Below are 24289 nucleotides of genomic sequence, written 5' to 3'. Positions count from 1 at the left end.
TCGAAGAAACTTCCAAATATAATAAAGAATAGCAATTGGTTCGCGATAGACTATCGCGAACCACTCTTTCTTTTCCACATCCCGTGAAAAGTAAGGACTGAAGAAACTGCTAATAAATTTCATGAAGGGTATTTTGTTAATCCAGGTTGATATATTCTAGTACTTGTATGAAATATACAACTCTGCTGATTTATTACTAATATCTATCCAAAGGGGAATTGCAATTTCAAAACTATCTTTTAACAAATATTTTTACAAAAAACATTAAACATAATAACTATCACCAACAAAAAATACTACATATGTCTGTAATAGAACTGACTTGGAAACACGATTATATAACTACTAATGGGGTGAAACTACACTATGTTACCCAAGGAGAAGGCCCGTTAATGTTGATGTTGCATGGGTTTCCTGAGTTTTGGTACTCTTGGCGGCATCAAATACCAGAATTTGCCCAAGATTTTAAAGTCGTCGCCCTTGACTTACGTGGCTACAACGATAGTGATAAACCAAATGAGCAATCAGCTTATGTAATGAATAAGTTTATCAAAGATATTGAGGGAGTAATTAAGGGATTAGGATACCAAAAGTGTGTTTTAATTGGACATGATTGGGGTGGAGCGATCGCTTGGAATTTTGCCTATGCTTACCCCCAAATGCTAGAACGATTAATTATCCTTAACCTGCCTCATCCTGCTAAATTTGCCCAAGGTTTACGCACTCCCCAACAGTTGCTACGTAGTTACTACGTGTTTGTCTTTCAACTACCGTGGTTACCAGAATTACTTTTACAATCTTTAAACTACCAAGCAATTGAAACAGTTTTTAAAGGTACAGCAGTTAACAAGAGTGCTTTCACCAAAGCGGATATTGGCGCTTATAAAGATGCTGCTGCAAAACGTGGTGCCGTCACAGCAATGTTGAACTACTACCGCAATATTTTTCAGCAGAGAATGCTAAATCCAAATTGGGGCGTTCTGGAAGTGCCAACACTGATGATTTGGGGAGAAAATGACACTGCACTCGGTAAGGAACTAACCTACGACACCGTAGCCTATGTTAGGGACTTTCAAATCAAGTACATTCCCAATTCTGGCCATTGGGTACAGCAAGAACAGCCTGAGTTGGTCAATCAGTATATACGAGAATTTCTGAGGACTAAACTTAAGAGTCTTTGCTAATTTGTGATGAAATCAATTAATCAAGTATGAATACTTATCAAAGTAGCCAAATTATGGCAAGTTGTACAAACTTTTAAAAAGATTTAACATTGATTTAATACTGGCAGTTTTTTAGGGTTTATCGGGTAAAAATTGCCAAAAATCAGAATTAATTGGATTTGTGACATCACTTTTATCCCTGTTTCATATCACAACCAACTAGTGAGGGCATAGATTGACCTCACAAAGTTTAGTGAGATAATAGAGTTGTGAGGGACAGAACGGACGCAACTTGATTATTAAGGGGGAAAATTATGAAACTCCAGCTATTAGCGGCCATGGCCTTGGCAACTCCCCTATTTTTCGCTAGCTCTGTTAGAGCTGAGAATCCGCAGGACTTACAAAAGCTGCTTTCAACTGGGGAATGTATCCAGTGTGATCTATCGGGAGCTAACCTCAGTGGCGCTCATTTAATTGGTGCTGACTTGAGAGGCTCAAAGTTGCAAGGAGCCAACCTTGTAGGGGCTAATCTCGAAGGTGCTGACTTAACGGGTGCAAACTTGGCAGGTGCTAACCTAACATCAGCTTATGTAACCAATGTGAATTTGAAGCAAACCAATCTCAACAGAGTAAATTTTACTCGCGCTACAATTCACGATTCTAATGTGTATAAAGCATCAATGAATGATCTCAATCTTACTGATGCTGAAATATTTAACACTGGAATCGGGATTGGTGGAGAAGATGCTGAGATTCCTGATTGGAAATAGACCCAACTAAGTAGGCAGGTTAAAATAAACACAACATAGGTTTTTGCAGGCTTTAAATCAGAGAAACTGGTTTTTACCAGCATTATCCTTGAAATCTGCCTATACAAAAATAAAAAATGAACCCCCTCTGTCTTGTAATCACTTTACTATGACGAAAGCAGAGGGGGTTTCTTATTGAGATTGAGCCGCTATCCACGCAAAAACGATCCTCCCTAACCCTTCTTAAAAAGGAGGGAACTAGAGCAAGCTTTTTTAACACCTTGTCATTACCATTTGTCACAAGTTAAGGTTGTAAGACAGTTGTCAAGGGGATTTTAGAAGGTGCTTGAAAGAAAAATTGTACCATAACCCCGATCTCTCAAACTGGCTTTCATCTGCTACGGCATCATCTAATCATGTCCAAAACCATGTCCAGCTAAGGATTGTTTGCAAAAATTTGATGCGAGTAGGGACGTTGCAATGCAACGTCCCTACAGAGGTGTTGTTTAGTTTACACCAGCACTGACTAAACCATTGTGCCTAAGTAAAGCGATCGTACTTGGTTCACGACCCCGGAAAGTTTTAAACACCTCCATTGGATGCTGACCACCACCGAGTGCCAGCACCGTATCCCGATAACGCCGACCTGTAGCTTTTATAGCTTCTTCATCTTCTAGCCCAGCTTCTTCAAAAGCGGCAAAAGCATCGGCACTCAGTACCTCGGCCCACTTGTAACTGTAGTAGCCTGCTGCATAACCACCCTCAAAAATATGTCCAAAAGCACATAAAATTGAATCTTCTGGAAGTGGTGGTAAAACGGTAGTAGTCTTGGCTATGCGATGACGCACATCTGACGGAGTTTCATTACTACCAGAGTGATAGCGGTAGTGTAGTTCTAAATCAAGACTGCTCAGGTGGATCTGCCGCAACATGGCAGTACCACTCATATAATTACGTGCTGCTAGCAGCTTTTGATAATAATGCTCCGGTAGGGCTTCACCAGTTTCGTAATGCTTTGCCATGCCAAACAAAGTGGGTCGCTCATAGCACCAGTTTTCCATAAACTGACTAGGTAGTTCCACTGCATCCCACTCCACATTATTGATGCCTGCGGCTCCAGAATAGTCAACCTTGGTGAGCATATGGTGCAATCCATGACCAAACTCGTGGAATAAAGTCTCTACTTCATAGAAGGTCATCAAACTAGGTTTACCATCTACGGGAGGACTTTGATTACACACCAAATAAGCTACAGGTAAGCGGATGGCAGTAACACCATTTTCAGTGATTTTGCCCCGATTGATGCACACATCCATCCAAGCACCACCGCGTTTCTCCGCTGGACGGCTGTAGGGGTCTAAGTAGAAGTAGGCAATGGGAGAACCAGTTTCGTCAGCAATTTGGAAATAACGGACATCCTCATGCCATACTGGCGCTTGACCATCGGCAGAGGTGACAGTGACGCCAAACAGCCGCTTGACTAGTCCAAATAAGCCGTCTAACACTTGGGGAAGGGGGAAGTAGGGACGCAATTCTTCAGCGGTAAAGGCAAATTTTGCTTCTCGTTGGCGTTCTGCCCAAAAGCTGATATCCCAGTGTTTTAAATCCGTAGCTTCTGCTGCTAAGAGTGCCGCTGCAAAAGCTTTGAGTTCTGCCAAGTCTTTGACAGCAGCATCATAACTAGCGCGGCGTAGTTCTTCTAACAGGGCGTTGACTGCCTCAACGTTGGGAGCCATTTTACTAGCCAGGCTCAATTGGGCAAAACTTTTAAAGCCTAGTATATCTGCGAGTTCTTGGCGCAACTTCAAAATGCGCTCAATTAACGGGTTGTTATCCAAATCTCCACCAGAAGCACGGGTGATATGAGCTTTGTAGAGCTTTTGGCGCAAATCTCGACGGGTACTGTGCTGCATGAAAGGGCCATAGCTGGGGAAGTCCAAAGTAATCCGCCAGGGGCCATTTTCTGGTGTGGCGTTGCTTTCCCCAGCTGCACGAGCACCTTGGGCTGCTAAACTCACTAAGCTTGGTGGTAAACCGTCAATTTCCGCTTGTGTTGTTAGAGTTAAGCTGAAGGCTTTAGTGGCATCAAGTACATGGTTAGAGAATTTGGTAGAAAGTTCTGCTAACTCCATTTGTATGGCGTTGAAACGCTCTCTTACTTCTCCTTCTAAACCAACACCAGAAAGTTCTGCATCTCGAATGGCGGCTTCTACAATGCGCTGTTGGGCTAGTTCTAAAGTTGCCCAACGATCGCTAGCGCAAAGTGCCTTAAAGGCATTGTAGATCGGTTTGCTTTGACCGAGCTTGTTGATAAACTGTACGACTAGTGGCTGTACGATTTCATGAGCTTCGCGCAGTTCTGGGCTATTTTTAACACCCATTAAATGATTTACCGCCCCCCAACTCCAGGTAAGCTGTTCAGTCAGCTTTTCTAAGGGTTCTACTAAACCACTCCAAGTAGGCTCTACATTAGCCTCTAAGGTGGCAAGCTGCTGGTCAAGTTCTGCCAGCAACTGATTGAAGGCTGGTACTACTCGTTCTGGTTTAATCTCTGCAAAGGGAGGTAAACCAACACCTTGGAGTAGGGGATTGTCGGAAATAATAGTACTTGCACTCATGGTTTTGTGTGAACTGCGAATGAATAAAAATCATTGTTGATTTTTATTTATATATCTTCTAATGTAGCGATCGCTGTGCTAATTAGTCTTGTGATTCTGGCAAAAAGGCAAAATAAGCGAGAGTTACTCACAAAATTATCCTCATAAGCTATTTTGTTTGGTTTGTGAACGATACCTGACAGGCAACAGTTCCAGAATTGCAAATAGAGGGGCAACTGATTGGTTTTTATCGAGAAGACACTGGGGAAAAGTTGCTGATTCCAGAGGAGTTGGCAAAGGCGCTGAAACAGGAAAGATTAGCGAGGGAACAAGTACAGTTACAGGTGGAAAGGTTGAAAGAACATTTGCGCTCGCTTGGTGTTGACCCTGATACTATTTAGCCATAGATTTACGATCGCTCTTGGCGGGTGCTTCAGATCATCGCCGAAGCAAAGGCGAGCGCTAAAAGACATCATCATGTACTATGTCAAACAGGTAGCTCGTCTGCCAGCATGGGCGTTACCCTGAAAGTGCAATTTCAGCCCAAGAATCCCACGCTTTCAAGGCGTGAGAGTGTCCAATTAACGTCCAATTAACTTAGCGTCAGCGAACGTCCTTGCCGAACCGAGAGGGGAGGCTCTACTTTTATGATTTTATTTGGCAACTCATCTTTTTACTCGTAAAATCGAAGACAAGATCAAGGTCAGTAGAAAAGAGTCCCTAAATTAATGAGTACGTTAATCAGTCAGGGTGGAAGAGCTATCACTAAATTTCAGATGATAGACCGGATAAACGATATCGCTTGGCAAGCTCACCAAGGTAGCGTTGCTGCGATTATTCAGTTATTGAACGAAAAGCTAGCCAAGTCTGGTGTCAGAACTAGAGCCATTTTTTCTGATGGTGTCTTACAACTTCTGTGCGAGGCGGCTAGGGTAGAGCAACTTGAGCAATCTCCCCTCGTAGAACAAATCCAGCAAATTCTTGAGTTTATCGCTCCGCGTTACATTCGCCGAGTCAATATCAACAGTCGGATTGTTCGGGAACAACAATTACTGTGGTTAAAGGAAATAGATAGCGATCGCGAAAACCAATTGCTTTGGTCACAGGAAATTACATTAATTCAGCCTAATATTGTAAAGCAATTAATTAAAGATTTCACAGAAGCTCAAGCTGAACTAGGAAAGCCAAATTTTCCTAGAACTCAAGTCTCTCGTCCCTTAGTACTTATTAACAAAGAAAAACACAAAAATAAACCTCAAACAAAGATATTAGCAGCAGCTGGTTTCTGCTCACTGTTGTTGCTTAGTTGGCTTATTTATGCCCAGTTAGGTAATAAACTGAAAAATCCAATGCAACTAGAAACTTCTAAATCTTCAACTACAGAAAATACTAACGGTAAAAAAGCCCAAATACCATCCCGCGCTGCTAAAAATAGCCTTTCTGAGCCATCTGATGAGCCATTTGCAATATCTGTGCGAATTGCTAACCAAGCTTCTGCATCTGGAAAAACAGCCATAACCTCAACTCAGTGGTTAGAGATCGCTGCTAAGTGGCAACGGGCTTCAGATTTAATGAGTACGGTGCCACAAAAGCACAGCCGTTATCGGGAAGCTAAAATTCGGACTCAACTATATAAGAAATATAGTGAGGCGGCGCAGAAAGAAGCAGATAAGAATAAATCTTAGTTTTTTCTTATTGGAAGACTTCGATTACTGATTAGTATTCTAGCAGCGGTGAATGGATTATTTATTTTACTTCTCGCACTTCACCCAAGCGCGTAAAACGAATTTCAATGCGTCGCCGCTTCGATTCTGGCTGACGCTTTTCTTGGGGAATGGGAGCAAATTCCCCACTTGGTAATATTAATTGTGCCGCCGAATAGGCGCGAAATTGAACTCTTGGCATCTTATTTTGTTGCTGGATTTTCAGCAGTTCTTTAACCACTGCAAGGGAACGCATCAATCCTAAATCAGCATTAGAACCTGCTTTAAGTGTACTAACTGAACCCCCTTGACTAGCTGCTGCCTCTAAATTAAAGTCTAGATTACTGCTGATAATGCTAACAGGTTGTTCATCAGTATGCCCAATGATTTCAACTGTATTAATGTTATAAGATTTTGTGGTGTTTTCTATATCAGGTACGAGTTTATTTTTGATATAATCCAACATTGTTTTTGGAATTACTGCACTACCTGGGTCAAATCTGGAATTTTCATCTTTTATCAATAAAATTGGCGGCGTTCTTGGATTAGATATTTGCGATATGGTATAGTTGGTGCTGGCTATTAATAATAATAGCAGCAGAATCATAAAGGCATTGGACATTAAATCTGTAAAAGCAGGCCAAATATTTAAGTCTTCTTTGTAGTCATTATGCCGTGAACGACGAGCCATAATTGAATATTTGAATTTCAAATTAATATCAATATAATCAGCTAGAGTTTTTCCACTTGCTTTTCCATTCCCTGCCTCAGCCTAGAAATTTCATCTTTTATATTGTTCACATCTTTATTAAAATCTTGAACATTATTGATTAACATTTGTAATCCTTGTTTATTTATTTCTGTTTGCTGAATAATTCCTTTAACAATAAGAGCGCTGACACTTTTATATTCAGAAGTAAAATTTTCATTATTATTTTGCATTAAACCCATAAAATCTGATTTAGATATATCAAATTTAATGCCTAACTGATTAGTATATTCTTCAAAATTGGCAATGACAGCCTTAACTTGTTGGTTGTTAGAACCAATTTGTTGAGATAAGTTTAAAATCAAGCGATCGCCTAAAGCCTCGATTGCCAAATTAACTTGTTCTGTATAACTTTTAACAACTTCTAATAACTCTGTCAAACTATCAGCTTTATTCGCAATCCGTTGTTCTAATTTCTCAAGTTTGTTAATACTTTTTGAAAAACTAGTAGCTCCTTGCTTGAGTTGAGGAATAATTTCACCAAGGGAGTTTGGATTATTTTGATGTAACTCTAAAACTTGAATTGAAGTTTGATTAGCTTTTTTAATATCTCTTGCCAAATTAGCTAATTCTTGACTACAATGCTGAACTTCTATCAATGCTGTTTCAATAAATTTGGTTGTCTGGGCCAAACTTGCTGTAGATTGTGAAAATCTCTCTTGCATGGTAGTCAAATTGGCTGTAGCTGCTGATAATTTCTGAGGAAACTGACTATTAGCAAATATTTCAGCAGACTGTTTAAATATATGAGATTTTGTATTCAGTTCAGCAATAGCATGTTCAAAATCATTAGCAGCACCAGATATAGTACCAGCAGCTTGATAAAAGCCCTGATAAACTTGCTTGGCTAAATCAGCAGCTTCTTTATTCCCTTCAGCAATTTGTTTTGCCACACTTCCTATAGATTTCTCCACTGCATCCCGTACGGTATCACCAAAGCGAGTTAAAAACTCATCCTGCTGGGATACCATTTTATTCACGATTTTATCGAGGCGAGTATCACCCTGTATCTGGGGATGATAAATATTATCTAGGTAATCTTCAAGAGAACAAATAAGTCTGTATTTGGCAAAACTGGTATTTTTAAACCAGTTAAATAGTGTTAAAAAAGTACTAAAGAAAAGTCCTGTTAAACTGGTAGTGAAGGCAATACTCATCCCTTCTAGTGGTTTCTTTAATTCAGCGACTAAATTACTAACATTGCTGGTATTGGTTTGATTGATTGTTTGACTAAGTGTGGCTAAATTAAGCGTGATACCTAAAAAAGTACCAAGTAAGCCAAAGGCTAAGAGTAAATTAGGAAGAATCCGACAAAAGTAATCGATTTGTTCACAGGTAAATCCCCAAACTTTTTCTTGGCTGTAAACTTGGTCGATTAACGCTGTTGTATCAACCTGATCTAGATTTCTACTAGCCTCTCTAAACCTTCGTTCTAATTCTTCTAGGATTTTTGGCTGTTGTCCAGGTGATTGTCTATTAATTAACCTTCGTACTTTCTCTTCTAACAATAATATATGTTGATAGAGAGCCAAGCGGAGAAAAATCGTAGCTATAGATGGTAAAACGACGAGGACAAGAGTAATAAATATTAAATAACCTGGTATTGGTGGCATTAAAACACCTTGATAGTATGAAAACTTTTCCAAAAAAGGTAGATATTAACTAACCTGAAAAAGAGATTATAGCGGGTATTGAGCAAAGATTTTTTGTTTCTCGCGATCATACTCTTCTTGACTTATCAATTCGTCAGCTAAATCTTGTTTTAGTCGCTCCAATTCTAAGCGTCGTTTGGCTCGATTATCAGTAAAAACTATAGGAGAGTCAACAACTATTTCACCAACAATAGCTTTGTTATTTCCTAGATTTGTGATTTGAATTTGGGAATTTTTAAACTGCTCAGTCATCTTTCGGCGAAAGCGATTGATAATTCCCTCTTTAGCTATAGGATCAGTACTTGTAGGAGTTCCAACTACTGCTGCTTTGTAGGGATAATTAGCACTATCTTCTGGTAATTCATCCACTTCTTTGACAAATTGCCGCAGTTTAACTAGATAGTTATTATCCCAAAGTTCAGGTTGTCTTTCTATTACAGCAATCTCATTATCTAAAAGCTGTTGCAAAGCTTCAGTCATATCCTTACGATTAGCAAGTTCCTCCAAAGCTTGACTCCACTCTGTATTTAAAGAAGCAGTGGTATAACTATCACGTAATGGGTCATAATATTTAAATTCCAACTGTTAATTTTCTTGATTTTTTTCTAATAAACCCAATGCTAGGCAAGGATAAAAAACATCCTCTAATTCTTCCATTTTTCTAGCATCAGGCGGAATAATGTCAGGGAATGAAGCATTGTAGTCGTTATGAAGAAAAGATGTCGGAGAATGCTGTTCACGGAGGTAGGGGTTTCTCATTCTTGCTAGACTACTAATTAGTCTGAGAGGAAAACCAGCATACTCATTCACAATTAAAATTTCGTCTTCAGCTTGTGTTGCTTTTAAGACATTTGGTTCCACTCCTATATCCTGTGTAAGCAAAGTTTTAAACTGTCGTACTTCTAATTCATCTGTATCTTTAAAACCGACTAATTTACTACTTTTAGCAGGGTCTTCACGGAAATAGGGGTCGGTTAAATTCAAACGCAGCAGAGGTTCAGCTTCCTGTATAACTTGTGCTAAACGAGTTGAACGTACTGCTAAAGAGTAATTTTGCATAAAACGTTTAATCACAGAGTTGACAATATTAATACTCCGAGAAGCAAATAATTTATCAACTTTCAGATCAATTTCTTTTTGTAACTGGTCTGGAGTAGTGCGTTCTTTGTCTATAAAACTTACCAAAGATTGTCCTCTGCCAGTTTGTTCTGTAATTGTCGAACTGACTAACACAAACTGGCGACGTAAATCATCTTCTGGCAAAATATTTTGATAACAGCGGTCAATATCCTCACTATCAAATATTGCTTCACCGCTCATTTCATCAAAATTCAATTGTCTCAAGTCTCTATCTTGCTTTTCATAGAAACTTTGTAAATCTTCTACTAAGCTACTAAAGGCAGTAACTTGAGTTGTTCTCTCTTGAACATGCTTTTGCAGGTTATTAACAATTTTTAGCGACTCTTGAACGACGGTGACATCAAAGTTATGCTGAATAATTTTGCAGACTTCCTGTACTGATTTTTTGATTTCATCTTGGAATTGACTATTTTTATTATTCAGAAGGGGAATACTAGGTTTATGTTCAATATCCTCGATGGATTGTTCAGTGTCTCGCCATTTTCTTTCTAAATCTTCCAAGATTTTTATTCCACCGTTATCAGTGATTTTTTCTTGCAAGTTTAGTTGATAGTTATGCAATTCATGTTGCAAAGCATCTAGCCAGTCACGGACACTTTTAACGGAAAAAGTAGAATCCGTTGGCGTGAGTAACTGACTCAGATAATCATCAATATTAGTTTTTAGTTCCTTGGTAGTATTTGGAGAAATTTGTAGCAGTCTTGTCAGCCAAATTCCTCTAGTACTCTCTGTTTCACCAGGCTGAACTTTGCGAAATTGCTCTCTAAATTCCCTTGGTAACTGTCCGCGAATATCATTGCGATTCTCGCGTTTTTGACACTCAGAAATTTGCCGCTCTAATTTATTCCTCCAAGCGCTGATAGTGTTCCGAAAAGTCTTGTTATTCTCTTGAACCAATTCTGCTAACTTGGTAGTGAAATTATCCTTATTTTCTGGGTTGTTATGCCAATGATACTGAATGAGGAATTGCTCAATCAATTTTAGAGGATCTGGACTTTGACCTTTGCCATTTAACCAAAATTTTACTAGCTCTAAACTGATACGGTTTAAGGCAATTTGTACAATAGTATCGCGGGGAAAATAGATAGCCGCCAATCCAAATGTTAAATAACGCTGGCTATTGGGACGTGGGTGCTTATCACATTGGATCATGTGTTGCAGAAAATTGTCTCTACTGCCTTTAATTGCTGGTGCTAATTCACTAGAAAAATCCAGGGCAATCTTATGAGCAATAACATTACATAACTTACCTTGAACAAGAATTGAATATTCACCTCCTGTTTGACTTGATACTAAATAGGTGTAGTCAAATGGTGGACGCTGTTCTTGGATAAAAACTAAATTTTGAAGATCATAAAATGCTTCAAATTTTGTGCCTGGTGTGCTGTAATAATTTAATTCTTTGAGAGCAGCATAAGTATTAGCACTCATACTAGGAGCATTGCCATACAATTCTGGACTAATCACTAAATAACCAAAAATTTTGGCGCTTTGGTCTCCATAAAGATGCCTGAGACTATAAGCTATGTCCAGAAACATCCCGCTACCTGTACCGCCACAAAGAGAACCAACAACAAAAATACTTAGTCCTGGTTCAACTCTTAAACCAGCTTTCAGCAATAAAGAATCATGTCCTCTTGTGCGCCTTTCTGCGCTTTCAATTGCTGTTTTAACTTTTTGATAATTATGGAAAAAAGCTAGCATACCTACAGGTCTAATACCTTTTGCACCTTCTTCAACTGCTTTAATATTTCGCAATAATTGTGGTGGAAACCATCTGGCAATATGGTCATATGGGCCATGACGAGTGTATTCTGAACGCCGCTCCAATCCTTCGACAAACATGGTAACTTCGTTGGAGGACATTGTAGCGCTGACTTTTTCTGCCTCTTTAAAACTGAGGTCAACCCCATGATAGGTACTTCCTGTACAAATACCAGTGACTTGTGTCGCAGCTTTATCTGTATCGATGTGAACAAAACTCACAATTGGGAGATTGTTTAAATCTGCATAACGGTCAACAATTAACCGCCGGATTCGCATTAAAACATCATGTCCAGTACCACCTAAACCTATACAAATTGTGCGGTTGATTCCCCGATATTGAAGTTCATTTGTAGTTGATTGACTCATTCTATGCACCCTAGAGATACTACTTTTTTAGTTGAATAATGATCTCGTAGTCGCGGTTGCGAAAATCTGGGCAATTAAGCCGAAACTTAGATTTATCTATGAGAGTACGTGACGTAATTTCTTGATCATTATAATAAATTGGTGTCAAATTAGTTGGTACTAAATAAAGCTTTTCCCCTTTGCGTTCTAAATATGCCCTTACTTCTATACCTGGACAGTCAATAGAATCTACACAAGTAGAGTCATATTCACCAATTGCAATCCGTTTATTGTTTGGTAAGCTGCATTTTTGGTCTTCTGGTTTTGCTGTTGCTTCAAAATCAACTATCAACTCCCATTTTTTTTGCAGACGATATAATTTTAGTCCACCTAAAAATAGCCCTACTAATATTAATATTGAAATTAATCCAGGTATCCACAATTTTTTGATTAAATAAGGTGTGACTAAACAAGTTTCTTGATTACCTGGTGCTGGTGTACAAAATTCTTGTACTGTAGGAGCAACATCTACTACAGTGAGTTTATATTGTTGATTATTCAGCGTTTTAATTGACAGCGATCGCTTCTGAATCGGGAAATCTTTAATCCAAGCTTGTCGCTGTTGACTTTCTGGAGATTCGGCTATCCGAAAAGGGCTGCCAGCAGGCGTTTCTATCCAAATTTTGGAGGGAATTCCTGGTTGGGTAAATAGGGGCGCATCTGTAACCCAAACTACTGATTGTGGTTTTATATATTGGTTTTCTTGCAGGCGATTTTGATTAATCTGAGCCAGACCTTGATAAATAGTAAATTCAGCTTGCTGAATATCTGTACCAGAGAATTTTGGGTCTGGCGAAGGTATTTTTGCTAAAATTCTGTCAATATTTTCTTGATTATTACGAATAAAGTAAATGGGTGTTCCCAACGGATTCACATCCGATTTTACTTCACTTAAAACTATATCTTGAGCAAAAGGAATAATGTATACAGAATCTCCAGGTTTTAGGCTATCTTGAATGATCTGATGTAAGCGGATACGACCTTCATTATTCAATCCCACGCTTTCTGTCAGATCAATAGCCAAAACAACATCTCGTCCGCCACCCAAAACGGCAACTAAATCTAAGCCAACTTTTTGTGTATAAGTAAGTGTTTGTCCAGGAGTAATTTTGGTTATAGTCACAAATTATAAAGCTGAGTTAAATAATAGACATCTCCGGAAAAATATTTAGTTACCTTAAATTTACATCCAAATATTACGTAAATTAAGCCTCTCTCAGCTTCCGGGAGAGGTTTTGAGAGGGGTCTTAATTGATTTCCGGAGATGTCTAGTGGATGAGACTTCTTGCATAGATACCTAACGAATGTAATTTCTGCCAACCTGCTTTTCATTCTCACGTAAAAATAGCAATAATAAAGCTTCCACCTATATGCTTAGGCACATGTAAATTGCAAGTCTTGCTTCTTGCATTCCCCAGGCGGACAGAGTTCAGTACACCATAACTTTTACCTGAAATCTATATCACATATTGTATATATTATGACTGGTGGCTCCGAATTTCTATTATTGTACAAATATAGTGTTGGGGACAATTAGAAAAAAATCGACCTTATTGTCAATAAAGTCGATTTTATCAAGCGGATTGATTTGTGGGGTCAATCTAAAATTTAAAATCAGTCTTGGAAAGTTGAGCCACTCTGTTGGGCGGCTCTACCGACTTGAAGGAAGTGGCGTCTGTACGCCGGAAATCGGCCCACCCTGCGGGATATTGCTACAGACTTTCCGCAAAATCCAAAATGTTTATGTCCCCTAATTCAGCAGTTCTCCTGTTTTTTGCAGGGAGTGCAAGCGGCGGTAAATGCCCTCGTGACGCAAGAGTTCATTGTGGCTACCCACTTCTACAATCTTTCCTTGCTCCAGAACTACAATTTTATCAGCTTCCCGTACTGTACTTAAACGGTGAGCAATCACGATGGTGGTGCAAGTGCCCTGAATCGATCGCATCGCTAGCTGAATTGAACGCTCAGACTCATAATCTAAGCTAGAGGTGGCTTCGTCAAAAACTAGTACGTCTGGTTCCACTAGCAACGCCCTGGCAATTCCCAAGCGTTGTCTTTGTCCTCCAGATAACCTGACGCCTCGTTCCCCCACGACGGTGTAATAACCTTGGGGTAAGTGCTGCACTACTTCATCGACTCTGGCAATTTTACAGGCTTCTTGAACCTGCTCCAAGCTGGCATCCGGTCTACCGTAAGTGAGATTATCCAATATAGTACCGTTAAAAACGTCTACTTCTTGGTGAACAATCGCTAGCCTTCGTCTATACTTACCCACATCCAAAGTGCGAATATCTTGACCATCAATCAGAATTTGACCTTCTTGAGGTTCAAAATATCGCAACAGCAATTTCACTAAAGTAGACTTACCAGAACCGGAACGCCCCACTAATGCCACTGTTTGATATGGCTCAATCAACAAGTTGATATCTTGCAAAACTTGACGGTTAGCATCATATCCAAAACTGAGGTGTGATAACTCAACTTTTCCAGTAAATTTATAAGGTGATTCTGCCTGCTGGCTCTCTTCTAAAAGACCATCTGAATCAAATCCAGTTGGCTCTTGGAGAAATTCGTGAAACCGCAGCATGGAAGAGTAACGACGGGCGAAAACTTCTGCCAAGTTAGTAATCGGTTCTAATTCGGCATATGCCATGCTGGAAAGAGTTAAGGTCATCACAAAGTGACCAAGAGAAATTCTCCCATTTATTGTTGCTGCTAAAGTCAAACCCAGGATAGTAAACACGCATAACTGAATTATGGTTCTTTGCCAAGTAGCCAGTTTCACATAACCTTTGTGGATGCGATAATCAAGGATCATTAATTCACGATCTAAACGCTGCTTTTGCCGTTTCAGTTCTCTAGCTTCTGTAGCAAATGCTTTCACCGTTTTGATATTGGTGATCAGTTCAGAATTGCGGCTTTCGGTATTCTCTGCATATTTATTCAGACGACTTTCGTACCTAATCAATTGCTGTAAATCCTTCAAGCTGAAGCTGAGAATAATTACAAAGGAAATTAGATATAAAATCGCAATTCGCCACTCAATCACCAAAATAAACACAAAAATTCCCAGTACACGAACCAGTTTAGGAATCAACTGTCCAGCGATTTCGGGATACGCCCAAGTGTGGTTCTCAACACCTCTAGCTACTCTTCCAGCAATGCGTCCGGGGTTATTTTCATCATAAAATTCCAGTGGGAGAGTAAGAATTTTGGCGATGGCTGCTTCGGTTTTCTTTCGACGCGACCTAAAACTTATATCCCAGTGAAACCAATTAGTCAACCAGGACTGTGTTGGCGCTCTCACTACGGTGACAACGAAAATTAAACCCAGTAATACACCCAAAGATAGAAGTTTATTAACTGGGTAATTGGTGATGTCTGAGATAATTGCGATCGCACTTTGAAGTGGTTTATCCAAAGGTTGACCAGACAAAACATTTAAAATCTGTCCGATCGCATAAGGGACAACCAAATCAATGATTTCGTAAGTGCCGGATGTCGCAATACTAAAAAGACCCAGCTTCCAGTCAGAGCGAAAGTAATTGAGAATATCTCTAAATTTTGCCATGATGCACACTGCCCAAGGATGCGATTGGAAGCTTGGAACTTATATATTACAAGCGTAATACAGGATAGTCAAGAGTTAGGTTATAGGTTTAAATCACTACTTTGGAGTAGTAGGCATTTGTGCGGGGACAAATTCTAGGCGATAACGATAGAGAGCAACTGGTTGAGAACCAGCTTTAAAGTAATCTGGATCTTGGGGTGAAAGATAGACAGCAGTGACTTGATTTGCCTCAATCGCCGGATTAGCTGTTGGAAGTTTATGATAAGCAGTGGTAGATTCTACAGAGTTTAAATAGGGGCGTGAACCGCCTTTGAATAGCTGTTGAAACACTTCTGTGGTGATGAACTTGCCATCATGAGTAGTTTCTGTGGCTCGTGCAGTCACAATGGAAATTAGTTGGTGACTGCTACGCAAGAACGTAATCTGACGATTAGGTGAATCTGGATCTACTTTAACTAATAACACTGCTTCATCCCCTAAATAAGCTCGTGCCAAATTTAAGCTATTAAACGCTCTATCTGCTATTAAAATTGGGGACTTATTATCTATCTGAGGAAATATTTTTAACCCGGCAACATGTGGTTGCTCTTTCACAAATCTTACTACAAAACTCATAGGCTGATTTAATTGTCGGCGATTACCTTCAAACCCTGGTGTTACGATACCTGGTGCTAAAGGCGCAACTAAATCTACCAACGTACTCGTAACTTGCCAAGAACCAGCCATCCATTTAGGGTAAACCAAATCACCCGAAGCCGGTTGTACTGAAGTTAATTTTTCCCATTGGGGAAAATTTGCTAACCGTTCAGACAACTCTCCTGCAAGAGCTTCGCCACTCCACAATAGGAAAAAAACCAGTAAGCAAAAATTCCAAATTACCTTCATTATACGTATTAGCAGTTTTGTATTTATCAATTAAAAATTAAGTAAGTTTTTGTAAAAAATTAAAAGTTTATAGTAAATGGTTTAACACTCAAGCGCTTAGTACAAGTTAATCACAAAGTTTTACTTTTTTTTGTATAGTTCAGTTGATTTGCGCTAATTTACTTAATCTATGGGATAATAATTCACTTAAGCTATTGCGGATTGTTCTGCTAGCTATTCACCCACAGAATATTGTTTAGTCACTAATTTACCATCACAAAGAGCCGACATAGTTAAAGATACTTAACCCCACAATCCCAAATTATGGTAACAGCATGACATTGGCATTAGGTATGATTGAAGTTTATGGCGTTCCTACAGCAGTGGAAGTGGGAGATGCCATGTGTAAAGCTGCTCGTGTCACCCTTGTTGGTTATGAAAATACTGATTTGGGACGAATTACCGTGTTAATTCGGGGGGTTATAGGGGAGGTGAATGTGGCGGTGACAGCAGGATTAAAGGCGGTGCTGCGAGTTAAAGGTGGCGAGGTGCTTTCTTCTCATATTATTCCCCGCCCCCACGAAAATTTAGAATATGTTTTACCGATTCATCACAGTGTTAATGTAGAGCAGTTCAGTGCAGATATCCGATTTGCTCCACCCCTATCAGTTTAGCTGTATTAAATTTCTGCTGGTAAAGGTTGCCAAATATCCCCATACTGTTCTCGGAGAAACTGCCAAGCTTCCACCTGTCCTGGTTCATATTCTCCCGGTTTCCCCCATTGTAAAAATAGGCTTAAAACAGGCTCTTGTTTCTCATCTAAAAACCGGATGGCATAAGTTGTAAAATTACCCCTCTTCGCTTCACCTGTTTCAAATTTCACCTGAATAATTTTGTCCATATTCAAATGAAACTCAAAGCCTTCAGTGTGCATATTCGCGTACTTACCTTTGGGCAGTTCTGCATAAAATAACTTTTCTAGCTTACCCCTTGCTTCTAATACAGCAGCACTGCTAGTAACAATTAGACGCAAAGTTCCAAGAGTCTCGCAAGCTGCTAAAAATTCTTTCAAAGTAGTACTCATAAATTGTTATCCTTTGTTATTTATTAATGCCCAATACTTCGGCTTCGCTCAGTACAAGTGCCCAATGCTTATTTTTCGTATTGTTCATAAGCAGCAACAATCCGCTGAACTAAAGGATGGCGCACGACATCTTTTTGGGAAAATTCGCAAAAGGCAATGCCTTCAACGTGTTTTAAAATTTGTAAAGCCACTCCTAAACCTGATTGTTGGTGAAGTGGTAAATCTGTTTGTGTCATATCGCCTGTAATTACCATCCGAGAACGGAAGCCCAAACGAGTCAAAACCATTTTCATCTGAGCGGGTGTAGTATTTTGAGCTTCATCCACAATTACAAAGGCGTTATTCAGAGTGCGTCCCCGCATATAGGCGAGTGGTGCGACTTCAATCACACCACGTTCCATTAAACTGGGTACTTTTTCTGGATCGATGAATTCATAAATAGCATCATAAAGTGGGCGAAGATAAGGATTGACTTTCTGCTGTAAATCTCCAGGCAAAAAACCGAGTTTTTCACCGGCTTCGACAGCGGGGCGAGTTAAAATTAGCTTTTCAAACTGGTTAGCAAGGAGTGCTTGCACAGCGACAACAACAGCAAGATAAGTCTTGCCGGTACCAGCAGGCCCAATGCCAAAGGTGAGGTCATGCCTACGGAGTGCGTCGATATATTGACCTTGGCGAAAGGTTTTAGCACGGACTTCTTCACCCCGACGACTTTTGGCGAGGACATCTCGCTGTAAATCTTGCAGTTCCCCTTGCCGATCGCTATCTATGGCTTGACGGGCTGTTAAAATATCAGGACTGGAAATAGTATTGCCTTTAATCCAAAGGTCTTCAAGCGATCGCACTAATCGAGAAGCCAGATCAATTTGCCCTTGGGTACCAGAAATCAGTAATTCCTGCCCACGTAGCACTAAAGTGGCTCCTGTTTGTCGAGATAGGATTTTGAGATTTTCTTCTCCATCTCCGGCTAGAGCGATCGCACTGGGAATATTCGGCAGCTGAATTGTTAAGGCACCTGCCATAGTATTTCTTAATTGGTGAGGATCTGTTTTTGACAAAGGTTAATTTTTTATCACTAACGGTGAAATTACACTTTTATTACTTACATTTTGGAAAAATCTTTGCAACAAATAAATCGGCTGTAGGGGCGTACATCTGTACATTGGTGTCAACTTAGGCTTAAACACTCAATTTATCCTCGTTTTAGATCCCCCAACCCCCTTTTTAAGGGGGCACTCGATTCTAGTTCCCCCCTTTTTAAGGGGGGTTAGGGGGGATCTAAAATCTAGGTGGTACATCGAAAAACTTTCACTCTTTTTATCAAACTAGGTTTTCACGTTAAGTTGACACCAATGACATCTGTACGCGCCTACTATCAGCAGTATGGTACTGGTGAATCAATTTTGAATTTTGGACTTTGGCTACGCTCAGGCGAACGATTTTGGATTTTAGATTGACCCCATGCATGAATCCTCTTTCTCCCCTACCGGACGCTGCGTGAACGATTAAGAATTTTGGATTTTAGATTTTTTCCACGTAGCTTGCTTCTTGCAAAGCGAGTATAAATTCGGGGGCAACTCTACCAGACGCGCAAGGGATAGATATCTCTTACAAAGTTTAGAGACGCCCTGTACCAGACGCTACGCGTAGCTTGCTTCGACCTAGGAGTACGCGGACTCACTTTGTGTGGCATTAACGGCGGGAGCCGCCGCTCAACGCCAGTCGCCTGCAACGGGAAACCCGTCTACAGCGCTGGCTCGACTTTGCGCTTTTTAAATTTTGCGGAAAGTTGCTCTTGCGCTCTGCCGACTTGAGCAAACCTTCCAAGACGGATTTTGAATTATTCAATTCCATTTTTCAAAATTTAAAATCTAAAATTCGGTGAAGAGTTCAAAAAAAGATCCAAAAATCTTTTTGCTACTTCCCATCTTTACAAAAATTCTGAGCGGAGGTAACCACAACCGCTCAGACTTGCTCTCTAGTTTTAACCTAGCGCAGGCGAGGTTTAACAATGGGTTTAGGCCCATCATTTCCACGCGGTTCTCTTCTAGTCGGCGGTGGCGATCGCTCTTCTGTGTCTTCATCAAAAGACATACCCTCCCGGCCCGGCGTGGTGCTGCCGTAGATATCCAGATATACTGATTGCCCAACTGCGGCGGCGGCTGCGGCAATTACTGTACGAATCGCCTGAATATTGCGTCCCCCTCGACCAAACACTTTTCCTTTATCTGTGCTTTCAAAGGCGATGCGAACCCAAACCCGGTTGAGGACCTGGGAAATTTCACAATCGATGCTTAAAGTCTCTGGAGATTCCAAAAATGGCTGCACCAAAAACTGAACCAGCCCAACATAGTTGGGACTAGCTGTTGGGGATATTGTTCCGGAATTATGATGCGGCTGTGGCACTGACCTGTTCAAAAACATTGGCTTTTACTAAAATGCGACGGACGGTGTCAGTGGGTTGAGCGCCTTGTTGTAGTCGCTTGACGATGCCGGGAACGTCTAGTCGCACTTCATCAGTTCTAGGGTTATAAAATCCCAACTCTTCTAGGGGACGGCCATCGCGGCGAGCGAGGTTGTTAATGGCGACAATGCGGTAACTTGCTTCCCGCTTTTTACCGAATCGTTTCAAGCGCAGTTTGATCATGGTTGAAGAATCATTCTCCTGTTGTTAGATATTAATTAGCAACTAGTTGGTGAGGAAGTAACCTAAATCTGGCTGTTGCCGAGAAATTGAGGGTTAGTTTCCTCTGTTCATAAATTGTGAGGTCGAAATGCTAATTTTAGCACTGCCTAGCATTTGCTGCTATTAGTCCTTAATTAATGACCAATGACTAAAGATTGCCAAAGCCTTTTTTCTTTTTCTCTTTCTTTTTCTTTTTGGTGGCTGGAGCGTCACCACCATAACCCCGCCATCCGGGGGCTGCGGGACGATTGCCTGCACCTGCGAAGGCATTACCCATACCGCCACCACCGCCGAACATTCCCGGCATTCCAGGGAAGCCACCTTGACCCATTTGCTGCATGAGCGATCGCATTTTTTGGAAATCACCCACCAGTTTAGTCACATCTGACTCTCTATAGCCTGAGCCAGAAGCAATCCGTCGCCGCCGACTGGGAGAACTGGCTAATAGATCGGGGTCGTGGCGTTCTTGGCGAGTCATGGAGTTAATCATCGCCTCACAGCGCTTCAGTTGCGTTTCTCCCTGCTTGAGCTGATCATCTGAGAGCTTGTTCATCCCTGGAATCATCTTGATCAAGCCTCCCAGAGATCCCATGTTCTTCAGCATCCGCAATTGCTTGAGAAAGTCAGTAAAGTCAAACTTCGCTGACAAGATTTTCTCCTGCATTTTCTCAGCATCTGCTAAATCGAACTCTTCCTGGGCTTTTTCTACCAAGGTGAGAACATCGCCCATTCCCAGAATCCGCGATGCCATGCGATCGGGATAAAACGGTTGCAGTGCCTCGACTTTCTCACCCACGCCCACAAATTTAATTGGCGCTCCCGAAATCTTTCGCACGGAAAGCGCTGCACCACCACGGCTATCACCATCCAACTTAGTGAGAATCGCCCCAGTAATTCCTATCTGCTCATGGAAGGTACGGGTAAGATTAGCTGCCTCTTGACCAGTCATTGCGTCCACCACCAACAGAGTTTCATCGGGTTGGACAGTTGCTTTGATCCGGGCTAATTCCGCCATCATTTCTTCGTCAATTTGCAGGCGTCCAGCAGTATCAATAATTACTGTGTTTACACCTTCTGCCCTGCCGCGTTCTACACCCTGTCGGGCAATTTCTACTGGGTCTGCGTCGCTTCCTAGTTCAAATACTGGTACGTCAATTTGCTTACCCAACGTCACCAACTGGTCGATCGCTGCTGGGCGATATACGTCTGTCGCCACCAACAAACAGCTACGATCTAATTTTCTCAGATGTAAGGCTAACTTAGCGGTAGCCGTGGTTTTACCAGTACCTTGCAACCCAGCCATTAACACAATAGTAGGCTGTTCCTTAGCTTCTGCGATGGGAACATTCTCTTCTCCCATCACCTGCACCAGTTCATCGTGAACAATTTTGATGAACTGTTGGTCAGGTCGCACGCCGGTAATCACCTCGGCTCCCTGTGCTTTGGCTTCGACTTCGCTAATAAAATCTTTGACTACCTGGAGATTGACATCTGCTTCCAACAAGGCGCGGCGCACTTCGCGCAATGCATCTTGAATGTTGGATTGAGAAATTTTGTCCTGTCCCCGCAGTTTTTTCCAGGCGGATTCTAAACGGTCAGATAGAGCATCAAACATAATGTAATTACAGGTAGTTCGCCAATGGGGAATTCTAAACTGCCGATGAATGCGATTTGGAATTTCCGTTAAAGTTTAAACGTGCTATCTACCAGCTTAGTATTTTTCACCGCGACTGTAGCAACCAGATACTTACCTTTATTGGGCATGGGGACTCCCATACTTGAATACTTACTACTGCTACTGGCTCGCTGCAATCGGTAATTCGTAATATTATAAGTTAGGTAGCTACGGGAGCTAAGATGTCACAGCGAATCAAAGTGTACTCGTATTCGATATACCACTCGGCAAATTCATATATTGGTATTGCTCTTGCCGAAAAATCATTGCGGGGATTACCTATTGATGTTGAACTACACCTATCTACATACCGAACCAGCAGAGAACTTGGCCAGTACTCTCTATTCTCTGGTTCTTATACTTTGCACAAGAACAAGGAATTTAAAAACTGCTGTAATCGCACTCTTATAATTGAGTTGCTGCTGGTTTTGCACGCTGTTGTTGGTAAAAGCGGACAACTTTTTGCACATACTCAGCAGTGAAGCCTTTGTCACAACCTGTATAGTTACCAGTCATCCACCAACAAGCTGCACCACGCACAGATGCAATTTCATTATTGTTGGTGACACCCAACTGATTGCTTAACTCCCGGCGCGTGATACATGATACAACTTGGCGGGCGATCGCAGGGCTATTTTCAAACTGCGTCGGTGTTAGTTCTCGTTTGAGACAAGTTTTTGACCAACCTTTGAGGGTTTCTGGTTTAACTTGCCATTCACTGTCAAGTCCATCGTTGGGATTTTTTGTCTGCGGTGCAGCCTGTCGCAACGCCTCTAACATTGCTGCAACTTGGGTATCAGAAACTGGCTGCTGTGCTTGAGCTAATAATGGCAATAATCCGAAGGTGACAATAACTCCGTTGAGTAGTAATCCTATGGAGTTTCTGATCATGAATTTGGAATTATTTTAGATATCACAAGGTCAAATACTATATTTATCAGTATGAATTAGCAAGGCATGATGCACAGATTCAAGTGATTTCAAAACTCTTGTAGAGACGTTGCATTGCAACGTCTCTAATCTAATCAGCAACGCCGATATTTTTTAACAACTTACTAAATTTTCCACAGCACTGGCATCATTCGGTAATGCGGCTGTTAAAACTTCGCTACCTACTTGAGTGACTAATACATCATCTTCGATGCGGATTCCGCGGACATCAGCAAACTCGGATAAACGCTGCCAATTCACCACATTCTGATATTTTGAGCGAACATTGGCATCATTGAAAATTGCTGGTACTTGATAAAAACCAGGTTCAATTGTGACTAGCATTCCTGGACGCAAAGGACGATTTAAACGCAGGTAGCCTAAGCCAAAGCGATCGCTCCTTTGGCGCCCCTCTTCATACCCTGCTAAATCACCCAAATCTTCCATATCATGGACATCTAAACCTAATAGATGACCGATACCATGAGGGAAAAACAGGGCGTGGGCATCCATTTCTACTAAATCTTGGGGATTTCCTTGTAAAATGCCTAACTCTACTAAACCTTCAGCTATCACCGTGGCAGCTAGCAAATGAATATCCCCATACTCTACACCAGGGTGTATTTTAGCAATGCAAGCATCATGGGCTGCCAGTACGACATTATAAATATCTTTCTGGGTCGATGAAAACTTACCGGAAACTGGCCATGTGCGAGTGACATCACCTGCCCAACCCATCTCAGTTTCAGCGCCAACATCGGCAAGCAATAAGTCACCTGGTTGTAAAGGGTAGTGATAGTGTTCGTTATGCAAAACTTCACCGTGAACGGTAACAATACTGTTGTACGAGGTGGTCATATTGTAGGCAATAATTACCCCTTCCATCGCTGCCCGAACTTCTGCTTCCAGCTTCGCTTTTGGTGTTGCTGCCATACCAACTTTGTGCGCTTCTACAGTGACAGCCGCCGCTTTTCGCAACTGGGTTAATGCAGCATCATCATGAGTGAGGCGGAGAGAAATGATCGCCTTAGCTAACTCCAAGTCAATTCCTTGGGGAGGACTTTGTGGTAACACCCATCTATTTAATAGCTGCGATTGTTGCGTCCAAGTCGCTGCATCTTGTACAGCAAGTGTGGCGGCATCTTCTACCCAAGACTCTAATTCTGCCATTGGTCGAGCCACATCTGCCCCAATCTTCTGGGCTATTTCCTCGCGCGTTGGCGTTTCTCCATGCCAAAGGGCGCTGCTGGGTGATGGATCGTCGATGAATAGTTCTAGCTTACCCGCTTCTAGACGAATTACCGCCTTTGATAATGGCAGTCCGGCAAAATAGAGGAAATGACTGCTAGCGCGAAACGGAAGAAGATTTGCTGGAAAGTTACGCGGATTGTTGCTACCTGACCACAGAACTACTGGAAAATCAATCAGGTTGGTTAGTTGTTGCCGTCGGAGGCGTAAAGTATCAATTAGGGAAGTAGAAGTTTGTTGGATAAGCATAAATGGAAACTTAAAGAAAAGGATAAAGGTGATAGTT

At 41.2% G+C, this 24289-nt stretch carries 19 protein-coding genes and 1 pseudogene; 5 read left to right on the top strand and 15 right to left on the bottom strand.

Annotated elements, in window-relative coordinates:
* Window positions 1–302: 302 nt before the first annotated feature.
* The gene (locus tag V7K48_RS16165) at window positions 303–1184 is read left to right on the top strand and encodes an alpha/beta fold hydrolase (protein ID WP_335074098.1); all 882 of its coding nucleotides are present in this window, start codon (window positions 303–305) and stop codon (window positions 1182–1184) included.
* Window positions 1185–1477: 293 nt separating this feature from the next.
* A complete protein-coding gene (locus V7K48_RS16160; RefSeq protein ID WP_334969180.1) occupies window positions 1478–1933 on the top strand; it encodes a pentapeptide repeat-containing protein in 456 nt (151 codons plus the stop codon).
* Between the two features lie 485 nt (window positions 1934–2418).
* Here V7K48_RS16160 and V7K48_RS16155 read toward each other — a convergent pair whose 3' ends face one another.
* The gene (locus tag V7K48_RS16155) at window positions 2419–4530 is read right to left on the bottom strand and encodes a M3 family metallopeptidase (RefSeq protein ID WP_335074096.1); all 2112 of its coding nucleotides are present in this window, start codon (window positions 4528–4530) and stop codon (window positions 2419–2421) included.
* A gap of 197 nt (window positions 4531–4727) precedes the next feature.
* On the opposite strand from V7K48_RS16155, the pseudogene V7K48_RS16150 reads away from it, so the two are divergent.
* Both V7K48_RS16150 and V7K48_RS16145 read left to right on the top strand, forming a co-directional pair.
* Window positions 4728–4910: pseudogene (locus tag V7K48_RS16150) on the top strand (Uma2 family endonuclease); the annotation flags it as partial.
* Between the two features lie 327 nt (window positions 4911–5237).
* Window positions 5238–6194, top strand: coding sequence for a hypothetical protein (locus V7K48_RS16145; protein WP_335074094.1), 957 nt, complete (start codon window positions 5238–5240; stop codon window positions 6192–6194).
* A 61-nt stretch (window positions 6195–6255) separates the two neighbouring features.
* On the opposite strand, the gene V7K48_RS16140 is transcribed toward V7K48_RS16145, so the two are convergent.
* From V7K48_RS16140 to V7K48_RS16110, 7 genes are all read right to left on the bottom strand, one after another.
* Window positions 6256–6903, bottom strand: a complete 648-nt coding sequence (locus tag V7K48_RS16140) for a flagellar motor protein (RefSeq protein WP_335074093.1) — start codon at window positions 6901–6903, stop codon at window positions 6256–6258.
* Between the two features lie 41 nt (window positions 6904–6944).
* Window positions 6945–8594, bottom strand: a complete 1650-nt coding sequence (locus V7K48_RS16135; protein ID WP_335074091.1) for a hypothetical protein — start codon at window positions 8592–8594, stop codon at window positions 6945–6947.
* 66 nt (window positions 8595–8660) lie between these two features.
* Window positions 8661–9215 (bottom strand): hypothetical protein, encoded by a 555-nt coding sequence (locus V7K48_RS16130; protein ID WP_335074088.1) that lies wholly within the window; start codon window positions 9213–9215, stop codon window positions 8661–8663.
* Between the two features lie 3 nt (window positions 9216–9218).
* On the bottom strand, window positions 9219–11906 hold the full coding sequence (locus tag V7K48_RS16125) for a tubulin-like doman-containing protein (RefSeq protein WP_335074086.1): 2688 nt from the start codon (window positions 11904–11906) through the stop codon (window positions 9219–9221).
* Window positions 11907–11925: 19 nt separating this feature from the next.
* Window positions 11926–13068: a VWA domain-containing protein gene (locus V7K48_RS16120; protein ID WP_335074084.1), complete on the bottom strand. Its 1143-nt coding sequence runs from the start codon at window positions 13066–13068 to the stop codon at window positions 11926–11928.
* Between the two features lie 627 nt (window positions 13069–13695).
* A complete protein-coding gene (locus V7K48_RS16115; RefSeq protein WP_335074082.1) occupies window positions 13696–15516 on the bottom strand; it encodes an ABC transporter ATP-binding protein in 1821 nt (606 codons plus the stop codon).
* Window positions 15517–15612: 96 nt separating this feature from the next.
* Window positions 15613–16401: a DUF6816 family protein gene (locus tag V7K48_RS16110; RefSeq protein WP_442949442.1), complete on the bottom strand. Its 789-nt coding sequence runs from the start codon at window positions 16399–16401 to the stop codon at window positions 15613–15615.
* A gap of 314 nt (window positions 16402–16715) precedes the next feature.
* Between V7K48_RS16110 and V7K48_RS16105 the strand changes: the two genes are divergently transcribed.
* Window positions 16716–17054 (top strand): carbon dioxide-concentrating mechanism protein CcmK, encoded by a 339-nt coding sequence (locus V7K48_RS16105; RefSeq protein ID WP_335074080.1) that lies wholly within the window; start codon window positions 16716–16718, stop codon window positions 17052–17054.
* Between the two features lie 5 nt (window positions 17055–17059).
* On the opposite strand, the gene V7K48_RS16100 is transcribed toward V7K48_RS16105, so the two are convergent.
* The 7 genes from V7K48_RS16100 to V7K48_RS16070 all read right to left on the bottom strand — a co-directional run bounded on the left by V7K48_RS16100 (window position 17060) and on the right by V7K48_RS16070 (window position 24252).
* Entirely contained in the window at window positions 17060–17464 is a 405-nt protein-coding gene (locus tag V7K48_RS16100) for a ChuX/HutX family heme-like substrate-binding protein (RefSeq protein ID WP_335074078.1), read from the bottom strand.
* 68 nt (window positions 17465–17532) lie between these two features.
* Window positions 17533–18486, bottom strand: a complete 954-nt coding sequence (locus tag V7K48_RS16095) for a PhoH family protein (RefSeq protein ID WP_335074076.1) — start codon at window positions 18484–18486, stop codon at window positions 17533–17535.
* A 967-nt stretch (window positions 18487–19453) separates the two neighbouring features.
* The gene (locus V7K48_RS16090; RefSeq protein ID WP_335074074.1) at window positions 19454–19888 is read right to left on the bottom strand and encodes a KH domain-containing protein; all 435 of its coding nucleotides are present in this window, start codon (window positions 19886–19888) and stop codon (window positions 19454–19456) included.
* A complete protein-coding gene (rpsP, locus tag V7K48_RS16085) occupies window positions 19851–20111 on the bottom strand; it encodes a 30S ribosomal protein S16 (protein WP_012409382.1) in 261 nt (86 codons plus the stop codon). Before rpsP ends, V7K48_RS16090 begins: the two co-directional genes overlap by 38 nt.
* 187 nt (window positions 20112–20298) lie before the next feature.
* Window positions 20299–21765 (bottom strand): signal recognition particle protein, encoded by a 1467-nt coding sequence (ffh, locus tag V7K48_RS16080; protein ID WP_335074072.1) that lies wholly within the window; start codon window positions 21763–21765, stop codon window positions 20299–20301.
* A gap of 465 nt (window positions 21766–22230) precedes the next feature.
* Window positions 22231–22716, bottom strand: a complete 486-nt coding sequence (locus V7K48_RS16075; RefSeq protein WP_335074070.1) for a hypothetical protein — start codon at window positions 22714–22716, stop codon at window positions 22231–22233.
* 153 nt (window positions 22717–22869) lie between these two features.
* Window positions 22870–24252, bottom strand: coding sequence for an aminopeptidase P family protein (locus tag V7K48_RS16070; RefSeq protein WP_335074068.1), 1383 nt, complete (start codon window positions 24250–24252; stop codon window positions 22870–22872).
* Between the last annotated feature and the right edge of the window lie 37 nt (window positions 24253–24289).

This window comes from Nostoc sp. (genome assembly GCF_036919615.1).
GTDB lineage: Bacteria > Cyanobacteriota > Cyanobacteriia > Cyanobacteriales > Nostocaceae > Nostoc.
This window is presented reverse-complemented; position numbering and strand designations above follow the sequence as displayed.

Bases quoted from the DNA above. Each gene is read 5' to 3' on its own strand.
- V7K48_RS16165 (WP_335074098.1), top strand. From the start codon at position 303: ATGTCTGTAATAGAACTGACTTGGAAACACGATTATATAACTACTAAT.
- V7K48_RS16125 (WP_335074086.1), bottom strand. From the start codon at position 11,906: ATGAGTCAATCAACTACAAATGAACTTCAATATCGGGGAATCAACCGC.
- V7K48_RS16160 (WP_334969180.1), top strand. From the start codon at position 1,478: ATGAAACTCCAGCTATTAGCGGCCATGGCCTTGGCAACTCCCCTATTT.
- V7K48_RS16145 (WP_335074094.1), top strand. From the start codon at position 5,238: ATGAGTACGTTAATCAGTCAGGGTGGAAGAGCTATCACTAAATTTCAG.
- V7K48_RS16155 (WP_335074096.1), bottom strand. From the start codon at position 4,530: ATGAGTGCAAGTACTATTATTTCCGACAATCCCCTACTCCAAGGTGTT.
- V7K48_RS16100 (WP_335074078.1), bottom strand. From the start codon at position 17,464: ATGAGTACTACTTTGAAAGAATTTTTAGCAGCTTGCGAGACTCTTGGA.
- V7K48_RS16110 (WP_442949442.1), bottom strand. From the start codon at position 16,401: ATGAAGGTAATTTGGAATTTTTGCTTACTGGTTTTTTTCCTATTGTGG.
- V7K48_RS16140 (WP_335074093.1), bottom strand. From the start codon at position 6,903: ATGGCTCGTCGTTCACGGCATAATGACTACAAAGAAGACTTAAATATT.
- V7K48_RS16105 (WP_335074080.1), top strand. From the start codon at position 16,716: ATGACATTGGCATTAGGTATGATTGAAGTTTATGGCGTTCCTACAGCA.
- V7K48_RS16090 (WP_335074074.1), bottom strand. From the start codon at position 19,888: ATGTTTTTGAACAGGTCAGTGCCACAGCCGCATCATAATTCCGGAACA.
- rpsP (WP_012409382.1), bottom strand. From the start codon at position 20,111: ATGATCAAACTGCGCTTGAAACGATTCGGTAAAAAGCGGGAAGCAAGT.
- V7K48_RS16135 (WP_335074091.1), bottom strand. From the start codon at position 8,594: ATGCCACCAATACCAGGTTATTTAATATTTATTACTCTTGTCCTCGTC.
- V7K48_RS16095 (WP_335074076.1), bottom strand. From the start codon at position 18,486: ATGGCAGGTGCCTTAACAATTCAGCTGCCGAATATTCCCAGTGCGATC.
- ffh (WP_335074072.1), bottom strand. From the start codon at position 21,765: ATGTTTGATGCTCTATCTGACCGTTTAGAATCCGCCTGGAAAAAACTG.
- V7K48_RS16070 (WP_335074068.1), bottom strand. From the start codon at position 24,252: ATGCTTATCCAACAAACTTCTACTTCCCTAATTGATACTTTACGCCTC.
- V7K48_RS16115 (WP_335074082.1), bottom strand. From the start codon at position 15,516: ATGGCAAAATTTAGAGATATTCTCAATTACTTTCGCTCTGACTGGAAG.
- V7K48_RS16075 (WP_335074070.1), bottom strand. From the start codon at position 22,716: ATGATCAGAAACTCCATAGGATTACTACTCAACGGAGTTATTGTCACC.